This is a genomic window from Aminiphilus circumscriptus DSM 16581, from assembly GCF_000526375.1.
GTDB lineage: Bacteria > Synergistota > Synergistia > Synergistales > Aminiphilaceae > Aminiphilus > Aminiphilus circumscriptus.
Window position 1 is genome coordinate 689694 of sequence record NZ_JAFY01000007.1, and the last position, 11389, is coordinate 701082.

The 11389-nt window shown below is 54.8% G+C and carries 8 protein-coding genes and 4 tRNA genes; 11 read left to right on the forward strand and 1 reads right to left on the reverse strand.

Annotation, left to right across the window (positions count from 1 at the left end):
- Positions 1-10 precede the first annotated feature (10 nt).
- Positions 11-646 carry a 4Fe-4S binding protein gene (locus tag K349_RS0114125; RefSeq protein WP_029166413.1) on the forward strand — a complete coding sequence of 212 codons (636 nt, stop codon included), beginning with the start codon at positions 11-13 and terminating at the stop codon, positions 644-646.
- Between the two features lie 63 nt (positions 647-709).
- Positions 710-1768, forward strand: a complete 1059-nt coding sequence (locus K349_RS0114130; protein ID WP_029166414.1) for an asparaginase — start codon at positions 710-712, stop codon at positions 1766-1768.
- Here K349_RS0114130 and gltX read toward each other — a convergent pair.
- A complete protein-coding gene (gene gltX / locus K349_RS0114135; RefSeq protein ID WP_029166415.1) occupies positions 1747-3066 on the reverse strand; it encodes a glutamate--tRNA ligase in 1320 nt (439 codons plus the stop codon). The two genes, K349_RS0114130 and gltX, sit on opposite strands and share 22 nt — an antisense overlap.
- A gap of 171 nt (positions 3067-3237) precedes the next feature.
- Between gltX and polA the strand changes: the two genes are divergently transcribed.
- The 9 genes from polA (at position 3238) to clpX (ending at position 11388) form a co-directional block, all read left to right on the forward strand.
- On the forward strand, positions 3238-5895 hold the full coding sequence (polA, locus tag K349_RS0114140; protein WP_029166416.1) for a DNA polymerase I: 2658 nt from the start codon (positions 3238-3240) through the stop codon (positions 5893-5895).
- 219 nt (positions 5896-6114) lie between these two features.
- Positions 6115-7194: a peptidylprolyl isomerase gene (locus K349_RS0114145; RefSeq protein WP_029166417.1), complete on the forward strand. Its 1080-nt coding sequence runs from the start codon at positions 6115-6117 to the stop codon at positions 7192-7194.
- 163 nt (positions 7195-7357) lie between these two features.
- Positions 7358-7452 (forward strand) — tRNA-Ser (locus tag K349_RS0114150).
- A gap of 14 nt (positions 7453-7466) precedes the next feature.
- Positions 7467-7543 (forward strand) — tRNA-Arg (locus K349_RS0114155).
- A 138-nt stretch (positions 7544-7681) separates the two neighbouring features.
- A tRNA-Lys gene (locus K349_RS0114160) sits at positions 7682-7757 on the forward strand.
- A gap of 13 nt (positions 7758-7770) precedes the next feature.
- Positions 7771-7853: transfer RNA gene (locus tag K349_RS0114165), tRNA-Leu, on the forward strand.
- A 126-nt stretch (positions 7854-7979) separates the two neighbouring features.
- Positions 7980-9350, forward strand: coding sequence for a trigger factor (gene tig / locus K349_RS0114170; protein ID WP_169731358.1), 1371 nt, complete (start codon positions 7980-7982; stop codon positions 9348-9350).
- Positions 9351-9361: 11 nt separating this feature from the next.
- Positions 9362-9943: an ATP-dependent Clp endopeptidase proteolytic subunit ClpP gene (clpP, locus tag K349_RS0114175; protein WP_034265765.1), complete on the forward strand. Its 582-nt coding sequence runs from the start codon at positions 9362-9364 to the stop codon at positions 9941-9943.
- Positions 9944-10107: 164 nt separating this feature from the next.
- Positions 10108-11388: an ATP-dependent Clp protease ATP-binding subunit ClpX gene (gene clpX, locus K349_RS0114180; protein ID WP_029166420.1), complete on the forward strand. Its 1281-nt coding sequence runs from the start codon at positions 10108-10110 to the stop codon at positions 11386-11388.
- Position 11389 lies beyond the last annotated feature (1 nt).

Here is an 11389-nt window from a genome sequence, read left to right on the forward strand (position 1 = left end):
AAGTTCGACCATGTTGAATCGCATGATGCTCCAGGTTCTCCGACAACTGAGCGAACCGACCTTCACGAACCCCTTTCCCTTTCCGCACATGCCGGAGCATCTCGGCCATGCCCTGCGTGCGGCAGCAGAGGGGGTAGTGGACATTGTCCCTCCCGTGAGCGTCCCTCCGCGGTTTCGGGGGCGCATTGCCTATGACCGTTCCGCCTGCATCGGCTGTCGGCTTTGTCAGAAAGTTTGCCCTGCCAACGCCATCACGTTTCTGCCAGAGGAAAAGAAAGTGATCTTCCACGTCGATCGATGTTGTTTTTGCGAACAGTGCACGGAGATCTGTCCCGTCAACTGTATCTGGATGACTGATGAATGTCTCAACTCTACCTATGATCGCATCGGAGAGATCGTTCGCGATTCCGGCCCGAGAAATCCTGCCACGCAGGCAACCACTTCGGAGGCGGAGGACGAACAGCCCCGTTCTCCCTACGAGGTAGACTCGGATGCGTGCATTGGCTGCACGAAATGTGCAAAGGTCTGTCCTACTCAAGCCATCTCGGGAAAAATCAAGGAAAAGCACCGAATTGACGAGGTCAAATGCGTTGGTTGCGCCGCCTGCGCCGACGCCTGCCCTAAAAACGCCATTCACCCGAAGTGATGTTCTTTGTCGGCGGCAGGGGAAATCCTGTCGCCGACCTGTTTTTTGCCGGGAGGGATTGCCGTGCGGCGTGTGTTGGTGGTACTCACGGGAGGGACCATAGCCGGAGCGATGAGGGACGGCAAGGACACTGCGCCGGACACCGGAGCATCCGAAAGACTCGAGCGCCTTCTTGAAGAATTCTTCGACGACCGAGGCCTTCAGGTCGCCACTGCCGTTCCCTGGGGAGTTCCCGGACTGGACAGTTCCGATCTAAACCCGCAACACTGGATCCGGCTCACTCGAATCATCATCGAGGAGCTGCAGAAAGGCGATCTTCAGGGTATTATTGTCCTTCACGGAACGGATACCATGGCCTTTACCGCAGCGTGGCTCTCTCTTGTTCTCGAAGGAATTCCTCTTCCCGTGGTGCTTACAGGAAGTCAACTGACGCTGGATTACACACCCGAAGACGTGCAGGTGAACCTTCGAGGCGCCGCGCAGGTCGTCTGTGCCGGCTATCCCGGTGTGTGGGTCTACTTCAACTGGAAGCTGATCCCTGGAAAGCGGGCTCACAAAGCAAGGGCAATTCATCCCGACGCATTTACCGCGGTCAACGGATTGCCCGTCTTCTTCAGCCCCGAGTGGGGACGTGAAGCGCCGAAGATTCTTCTGCCGGAATTACACTGGCGCCCCCCCCAACATCTTCAAAATCTTTTAAGAAAAAAGGAAACGGCGGAGACCATTTCCACACTTGCGAGACAACTTCGTTGGTATCTGTGCATGCCGGGGTGTGCGCCGCATTTTACGGGGGAAGAAAAAGCTCTCGTCCTTCTGGGATTTGGCGCTGGAAACGCTCCCTCCGAGATTCTGCAAGCCCTTGTCTCACGTTTTGAGAATGAACCAATGAAACCCATGGTGATCGCTTGCAGCCAGGCCGAAGGAGACACGAAAAATCCCCAGGCCTATAAAGGCGTGGGGATCGCTTCTCTCGCCAAGAAAGGTTTTTTCGTGTGGGGTCAGGGCGACGCATCCCTGGAATTTGTTCACGCGCTTCTCTGGTATGCATTTCTCGCGGCTCCCGATTCTCCCGCTTCGATTCTCGGACACTACCTGAAGGGCTATGCTCCCGGAAATCCATAGTGTGCGAGGCGTTTCGCGACCTCGTCCCTACCCAAAAGCTCCGCCACCTCGAAAATGCCCGGACTGACTTTTCGCCCCGTCAGAATCCAACGGAATGCCATTGCCACGTCTTTCATCTTGACGCCATTCGCCTCGACCCATCGTCGCGTCATTTCTTCCATGGAGGAAACGTTCCACACATCAAGGACCAGGAGTTTTCGGAAAAAATCGTCGAGCAACGCTCGCTTGCCGGGGTCGAGATCGGAGGCGGTATATCTGGAGATCACCGGAGCGAAGGAAAGAAAGTAATCGCTGTATTCGGCAAGTTCTCTCGTGGTTTGACCGCGCCCGCCCATGAGGACCAGGGCCTTCTCGAGAAAGGCGCGGGAATGGCTTTCCACGGGAAGCCCGAGTTCTTTCCAAAAAGGCGAGACAAGTTCGAAAAGCGTCTCCGGAGAACATCGCTTGAGATGCTCCTGATTGATGTGGTGGCACTTGTTCATGTCGAAGACTGCTGCTTTTTTCGTTACCCTGGAGAGTTCGAAGAGGGACACTGCCTCTTTCCGATCGAACACTTCCCGCTCGTCGCCGGGGTTCCACCCGAGAAGCGCCAGGAAGTTGAACACTCCGTCGGGAAGGAAGCCGAGATCACGGTATTCGTACACGCTTGTCGCTCCGTGGCGTTTGGAGAGTTTCTTCTTGTCCGTGCCGAGGATCATGGGAAGGTGTGCAAAACGGGGCAGGCGCCATCCAAAAGCATCGTACAGAAGAATCTGTTTCGGTGTGTTCATGATGTGATCTTCACCACGTATGACCCATGTAATATCCATGGTGTAGTCGTCCACCACGGCGGCAAAGTTGTACGTGGGAAAACCGTCGCTCTTCAAAAGAACGATGTCCTTGTAGGTCTCGCTCTGCATGGTGATGTTTCCATACACGGCATCGTCAAAGGAAATGGTTTTCCCTTGCGGAACCCGGAAAATCACGGCCTCTCCATCCCGGTAGGCGCACCCCTCGCTCAAAAGGAGTTCCGCATGGGTACGATACATTTCCAACCGTTCCGATTGGCGGTAGGGGCCAAAATCACCGCCGCGATCGGGGCCCTCATCCCAATCCAAGCCGAGCCATTGCATTCCGGACATGATTGTTTTTTCGTATTCCACGGTCGAGCGCTGGCGGTCCGTGTCCTCTATGCGAAGGACAAAGGTTCCTCCAGTGTGTCTTGCCCAGAGCCAATTGAACAACGCGGTATGACCGCCTCCGATGTGCAACGCCCCCGTAGGGCTAGGGGCGAATCGCACGCGTACATGCTCTGTCATCGGTAATCCCTCCACATGTCGATTCGGAAAAATTGTTACGGCGCTTACGAGAAGCCTTATATTACCATCACATGAGGGATCTCGAAAACGCACGATGTCTTTCGGAAGCGCTTCCCATCTTCCCGAATGGGGTATACTGAGCGAAACAGGAATCGGAGGATGGAAAAGGCAATGAAAAAAACACTCGCACTCCTTATCGACGGTCACGGGCTCGCCTTTCGCGCCTTCTACGCACTGCCGGAACTCAACGCTCCCGACGGTACACCAACAAACGCTATCGTGGGGTTTTTGAACATGTTCCAGAAAATTCTCGAGGAATGGACCCCATCCCACGTGGGCATCGTCTTCGATGCGAAGGGGCCCACGTTTCGTCATGAAATCTATGCCGCATACAAAGAGGGACGCGTTCCCACCCCGCCGAACTTTTCCAGGCAACTTCCGCTTTTGAAATCGATACTTCACGCATCGGGATACTGTGTCACCGCACTCGAGGGCATCGAGGCAGACGACGTCCTTGCCGGGACTGCACTCCGTGTGGCCGCCGAAGGGGCCGAGGTCCTTCTCGTCTCTGCGGACAAGGATATCCTCCAGGTTCTTGGAAACCGAATCCGTGTTCTTCGTCCGAAAAAAGGTGTCTCTTCCTTTGCCCTGTTCGATGAGGAGATTTTTGTCCGGGAGTATGGATTTCGTCCGGATGCCATGCGAGATTATCTCGCCATAGTGGGGGACGCTGTGGACAACATTCCGGGAATTCCTGGTGTAGGCGATAAAACGGCGCGAAAACTTCTCGGGCACTATGGGTCCTTGGAAAACATCTATTTGTCCCTTTCCGAACTCTCTCCGACCCTGAAGGGGCGTTTTCTGGAACATCAGGCAACTGTGTGGGCCAGCAGAGATCTCGTGACGCTCTCCATGAAAGAGGCACTTGCCCTTGAGACACTTCTGCCGCGAAGCGCCGATGAAAAGGGACTGAGGGACCTCTGCTCACGGTTGGGCATGGAACGCTTTTCAGCAAAGATTCTTACTCTGGGAAACGCTTCTTCGGGAAAAGAAAAAGAATCGGGAGAGACTCCTTCCGAAAACCAGGCTCCGAAAGATGAAAGGACAACACAGGAAAAAGGCGGACTGAAAACGCGTTCTCTTTCCGAAGAGGTGGAGAACCGAGCCTATCGGACAGTCCCTCTGGACGAATTGTTCCGCGAGGACGAGCTGGCTGTCCATTGGTTTCCAGAGAACGAGGAACTTTTCCGAGGCAAGTGTCCAACGCTCTTTCTCGCTTCCAGGGACGGACGCTGCTGGTCCGGATCCCCTGAAAGCGAAGCCTTTTTCGTTCCTTTTTCGAAATGGGCGGAAAAGGGAACGCTCCTGACGCTTCGCTACAAGACCCTCTGTTCTATTCTTCGTGGAAGAGTGACGTTTTCCCCTGAACGGATCTGGGATGCCGAGACATCCTTCTATCTGCTACACCCGGACAGAGCATCCATGTCACTGCGAAACACCCTGGAAAGCCAAGGAGTCCCCGCCGATACCACGCCTTTGGCTGTAACGGAAGCGCTTTGGCGTACTCGTTCCGTTATTCGTCCACAGTTGGAGGAGTTCGGACTGGAGAAACTCCAGCGCTCCATCGACCTGCCTCTCTGTCCCGTGTTGGTGAGCATGGAACAACACGGCCTCGGCGTACACGAGGCCGCTTTCCTTGAGCTTGAAAAGGATTTGCAACAACGCATCGATGTCATTGAAGAAGAGCTTACGCAGAACGCGGGTACACAGGTAAACCTGAATTCTCCAAAACAAGTGGGATGGCTCCTTTTCGAAAAGCTTGGCCTTCCTCCGCTGAAGAAAACAAAAACCGGTTATTCCACGGACGTTTCAGTCCTGCAAATGCTTGCGTCCCGTCCAGGTGGCGACGTTCCCTCGCTGCTCCTCGAACATCGAGAATTGAGCAAAATGCTCACGGGCTTTGTTCACCCTTTTCTCAAGGCCAGAAATGAAACGACCGGGTGTGTCCATTCCACTTTCGAGCATGTCGTGACCGGAACGGGACGCCTTTCCAGCACAAATCCAAACGTGCAGAATCTTCCCGTCTTCGGCGAGTGGGCAGGACGTTTTCGAGGCGCACTCGTCCCCAGAGAAAAGGAACATCTTTTCGTCGCCGCGGATTATGCCCAGATTGAGCTTCGCATTCTCGGGCATCTTTCTGGAGAAGAACGTCTTCGCACTCTCTTCGTCGAAGAACGAGACGTCCACACGGAAACAGCCTCATGGGTCTTTTCCGTCTCACCGGAGAATGTTACCCCGGAGCTTCGGCGCAAGGCGAAAGTCGTGAACTTCGGTCTTCTCTACGGAATGAGCGCTTTTGGCCTTGCAGAGCGGCTCGCCGTCGGGAATGAAGAGGCGCAGGAACTGGTTCGACGCTACTTCCAGGTGTTTCCGGGCGTCCGGGAATACATGGAGGAAACATCCCGGGAGGCTCTCCGCCGAGGATATACGAAAACACTTTTTGGGCGGATCCGCCCTCTGGACGAAGTCGCCACCGTCGAAGGGCGGGGGAGTGGCGCGTTGAAACGAGTCGCCATCAACACGCCGATTCAAGGAACGGCAGCGGATATCGCCAAGTTGGCCATGATCCGCTTCCACAATCTGGCCATAAAAAATCTCCCTGAGGCGACGCTCGTTCTCCAGGTTCACGATTCCCTGGTGGTGGAGACGCCTTCCGTCGCCGTTCAAGAAACAGAAAAGGTTCTTCTCGAAGCGATGCAAGGTGCCGCAGATCTTTCTATCCCGCTCAAAGCCCAACCGAAGCGAGGAAGTTCCATGCGGGATGTCTGAGTTTTTCGGAATCCTACTCCGAGGATGGGAAAACGTGAGTGATCCGGAGCGACAGCCAGGACTACGCCTTTCCAGAGTCCTCCGTCCTCGCACGAACTGACCCCTTTTTTCGAAAGAATGGACCTTTGACACCTTCCGGTATCGACCGTATCATATGTGACGCTGCCGCAAAATGGCACGAGGAAACGGAAACACGAAAGGGGACGGTTTGCCTTGTTCATGAAGACACTGCGCACCCAGGTGAAGGGAATCATGATCAGTGTGGTGATTCTTTTCGTCATCTCTATTTTCGCTGGTTACGGCATGTACACCCGTTCCGGCGGAGGCGGAAGGGCGGAAGGCGACTATGCCGTCGCCGAAATCAACGGGAACAAGGTCATGCGTTCCCAGCTCGAACGAGGTGTGGCGGACCTCGCGGAACGGAGCGGGATGAAGGATGTCACAGAGGCGGACGTCGTGCGTCTCCGGCGCCAGTTCATCGATAATCTCGCCATCGGTCAGGAATTCCGCAAGGAAGTCGCGGCTCGCAAGATCGATGTTTCCGACGCGGAGATTGACATCGCGCTGAAGAATATCCAAAACCAGTTTCCCACGATCGAGGCATACCGGGAGTACATCCAACAGCAACAGATCAACGAAAAAGTTCTGCGCAAGGAGATCGCCGACAATATCGCGCAGCAAAAGATTCTCGAAATGGAAGTCTCCGGCGTGACGATTTCGGGCGACGAGGACGTTCAGTTCTACGATACGCTCAAAGAACTTTTCTTCACTCGCCCGGAGACGATTCTGGTCCGTGCGGCACATCTCAAGGACCGGGACAAGGCGCAGCGTTTTTCCGAGGAACTCCTCGCCGGCGCCTCCTGGAACGATTTGGGACGCACGTTCTCGGATGACTTGGTATATCCCGTCTCCGAGGACAGCACGGTTACCCTTGCGAAAGGGCGGGTCCCAGAGGAGATTTGGACCGCCGTAGTCTCTCTCGAAGATGGCGCCGCGACATCCCCTGTGGTGCTCAGTGAGGATGTTTATGTTCTGGAGCGAATCAGCAGAGACGAGGGCGGCATCGTTCCCTTCGAGGATGTCAGTGCAGACGTGCGTGAACTCATTCTCGGAGAAAAGCGTAGGGAAGCTCAGAATGCCTATTTTGCATCCCTGCGGCAGCGTGCCACCGTTCGCCTTCTTGATGCATCGCTTTTCGCCGATCCTGTTACGGAAACCGCGTCGCCGGACATGACGCCGGCATCTCCGGAGGTCGTACCGCTCTCACCTGACCTCACATCGCCGGACAGCAATTCCTGAGGCGGCACAAGAGCAAAGTCCCTTGACGGGCCTAGCGGTCGGAGAAAGACAAGGGGAAATTTGTGATACGGGGGACGTCGCCTCGAAAGATCTGGCAAAACTCGTGGCTTTACGGTATTGACAGAAAGAGTGAGCCTTAATAGAATATACCCCGCGTCGTTGGGGTGGGATGGCCGAGTCGGTTGAAGGCGCTCGCCTGCTAAGCGGGTAGGGGGGCAAAAACCTCCCTCGAGGGTTCGAATCCCTCTCCCACCGCCAGAAGTGCCTTTTGTGCGCCGGTAGCTCAACTGGATAGAGCATCGGACTACGGATCCGAAGGTTACGGGTTCAAATCCTGTCCGGCGCGCCAAGTTTTTCTCGGTCCCCCTAGGAGGGGTTTCCCAGGGGAATCGTTTTTAGCACAGTCCTCGTTATTGAAAATCGTGGGGAATGTGCAAAAGCCTGAGTGAACGCAAGCAAAAACGGTAATTCAAGTACAAGTGAGAACGGATCGTTAGCTCAACTGGCAGAGCACCTGACTCTTAATCAGGGGGTTGCAGGTTCGATTCCTGCACGGTCCACCAGAAATTTCAGTCTGCGAGAGTGGTGGAACTGGTAGACACGTAGGACTTAGGATCCTATGCTTCGGCGTGGGGGTTCGAGTCCCCCCTCTCGCACCACGTTTCAGGTTAGAAGACTGAGAAACCTCGGTGGGCTTTCCATCGAGGTCTTTTTATGTATTACATTGACCGTGTTATACTACGAGCAAAGTACGAAAACCGTCTCGGCGAAAGGGGTTGTCCTTCTTGCGTTCAGAAATTCTTTCCCAGGAGAAGAACAAAACGGTCATTCATGTGGAAATCGACGCGGAAGAATTCGAACGCGAGGTTGCCAATGCCGTTCGAGAATTAAGCAAATCTGCAAACATCAAAGGATTTCGGAAAGGGCACATCCCACGTCGTGTTCTCGAGATGGTGGTGGGTAAAAAGGCCATCCACACGGAGGCTCTGGAAAATCTCGTCCCGAAGATTGTCGATACACTCATCGAGGAGTACGAGTTGGTTCTCCTGGAAAGACCCCAGATTTCCTTCACGCAAGTCGATGAAGGAAAACCTCTTGTCATGGACATGACCTTCGAGGTTCGCCCTGAAGTCGCTCTTGTGGATCCCAAGGACCTTGTTGTGGAAAAACCTGTCTTCACCTTCACGGACGAAGATATCGACAGGGCCGTGGAGGGTTTCCGCAAGGAACACGCGTCTCTCGTTTCCGTTGATGGACGGAGTGCCGTGGAGTCGGACACGGTGAAGGTTCACTACAGTGCCGTTCTTGCCGGAGAAGAGGTTCCCTTCACCGAAGAGGATGCCCACATTCACCTCCACTCCCCTGAACTCCGGAACGAGATTCGCAGTGCCCTTTTAGGAGCCGAACCGGGGGCGGATGTCTCCGTGACCATTCACATGGAAGACGACTACAAGGATGAACGTTTCGCCGGAAAAGACGTGACCTATCGATTCAACGTCCTCGAAGTTCAGGAAGAGATACTGCCCGAACTCGATGCCGACCGTATTTCCGAGTGGACGCAAGGGAAAGCCTCTTCTCTCGAAGAGCTACGTTCACTTCTCCGGGACCGTATGGTCAAGGAAATGGAGTACCGATCCGCCGAGGCCGTCAAGAACGGCGCCTTCGCAAAACTCGTGGAAGCAGCCTCCGTTGAGCTTCTTCCGGAGACGCTCGTTTCCCGAGAAGAGGCATCCCTCAGGGAAAAAGAGAGGGAATATCTCGAACAACAACTCTCCACGACGCTTGAGGCTTTTCTGGAACAAAGCGGGCAGAGCCTGGAGGCGTACGAGGCGGAGCTTCGTGAACGGGCCGAGAAAAACGTCAGAAACAGTCTGATCCTCGAGGCGTATGCGGATAAGGCGGAGATTGAGGTCGGCAATGAAGACGTGGAAAGAGAGATGCGTCTTCTTGCTTTTCGCGAAAGAGTTCCCCTCAAGAAAGTGTATGAGCTGTACGGAAAAAACCAGCAGGCTCTCGCCGCACTGGTGCACAATGTTCGCATGGGAAAGGCCCTCGCTCATCTCGCCTCCTGTGTGACCGTGAAGGAAATTCCCGCCGGTGGAGACGAAACGCGGGCGGAATCGGAACAACCTGCTGAAGACAGCGCGGCCAAGTGAGAGGTGACCTCATGTACACCATACCTTATGTCATCGAACAAACCGGACGGGGGGAGCGCTCCTACGACATTTACAGCCGGTTGCTCAAGGACCGCATCGTCTTCATCGGTGATGCCATAGAGGACCATCTGGCAAACCTCGTCGTAGCACAGCTCCTTTTTCTCGAAAGCGAAGATCCCGACAAGGACGTGCATCTCTACATCAACAGCCCCGGAGGCGTCATCACGGCAGGGATGGCCATCTACGACACCATGCAGTACATCAAGTGTCCCGTATCGACGATTTGCGTCGGGCAGGCGGCGAGCATGGCGGCGGTCTTGCTCTGCGGCGGCACTGCGGGCAAACGGTACTCTCTTCCTCACGCCCGGATCATGATCCATCAGCCTTCCGGAGGTGCGCAGGGGCAGGCGGCGGATATCGAAATCCAGGCGAGGGAAATTCTCAGGATGAAGGAGTTCCTCGGCAAGATCCTGGCGGAACACACGGGACAGAGCATCAAAAAAATCGCCGCAGACATGGACAGGGATTATTACATGTCCGCAGAAGAAGCCCAGCGTTACGGAATTGTCGACAAGGTCATCGAAAAACGCTGACGGAAGGGGAACGACCCCGGCGGACACCTTTTCGCGGAGGGGCTGATACCTGCGACAAGGGAGCGATTGCTCCCTTGTTTGTTTTTTGAAGTGAATTGCGGTAACATCAATGATTGATTCCCATAGGAGTTTCGATGGAGTACGTCTCCACAAGGAGGGGCCACATGTTTCGATTCGATGGAGGAGACAACAAGGACGGAAAGCGACGGGGCATTCGCTGCTCTTTCTGCGGCAAGGGGCAGAAAGAAGTGTTGAAGATCATCGCGGGTCCCGGCGTTTACATTTGTAACGAATGCGTAAACCTTTGCAACCTCATTCTCAAGGAAGAAAAAACGCCTCAGGAGGACTTGGCGCTTCCGGAGCCGAAGGAAACTCCCAGGCCTCACGAAATCAAGGAGTTTCTCGACCAATATGTGATCGGCCAGGACGCGGCAAAGAAAGTACTCGCTGTTGCAGTGTACAATCACTTTAAACGCATTGCCTCCATGCAGGAGCCTGATCCTGAGGTGGAACTCTACAAAAGTAACGTTCTTCTCATCGGTCCCACGGGATCGGGCAAGACACTTCTTGCACAGAGCCTGGCGAAAAAACTGCAGGTGCCTTTCGCAATGGCCGATGCCACGACACTCACCGAGGCGGGATATGTGGGGGAAGACGTGGAGAACATTCTCGTGCGTCTCCTTCAGGCCGCCGATTACGACGTGCAAAGCGCGGAACGGGGGATCATCTACCTCGACGAGGTGGATAAGGTAGGGCGAAAATCCGAATCCGTGTCCATCACGAGGGATGTCTCCGGAGAAGGAGTGCAGCAGGCATTGCTTCGCATTCTCGAGGGAACTGTCGCCAACGTACCGCCCAAGGGCGGACGCAAGCACCCCCATCAGGATTTCGTGCAATTGAACACCACGAATATCCTCTTCATCTGTGGAGGTGCCTTCGAGGGAATCGAAAACATTATTGCCCGGAGAGTCAACAAAAAAGTCATTGGATTCGGCGGACAGGTGCTGAGCAATTCTCGTTCGGACCGCTATTCTCTTCTCAAGGAAGCGCAGCCGGAAGATCTCATGGCTTACGGATTCATTCCGGAATTCGTGGGACGTCTTCCCATCATCGCACCTCTCGAGGAGTTGGACACAGAAGCGCTCATGCGCATCCTCGTGGAACCCAAAAATGCCCTCGTCAAGCAGTATGTCAAATCCTTCGAAATGGAAGGTGTGACCCTGGAGTTCTCGGAAGAGGCCATTCAGGCCGTGGCTGCCAAGGCCGCCGCACGCAACACCGGTGCGCGGGGGTTGCGAAGCATCATGGAATCCATCATGTTGGATCTCATGTACATCGTTCCCTCCAGGGCTGAGAAACTCAAGAAAATCCTTGTCACGAAGGAGACCGTCGAGGACGGAGTCCATCCCGTCGAGATTCGCAAGGACGACAAGGAGGTCGCTTAAA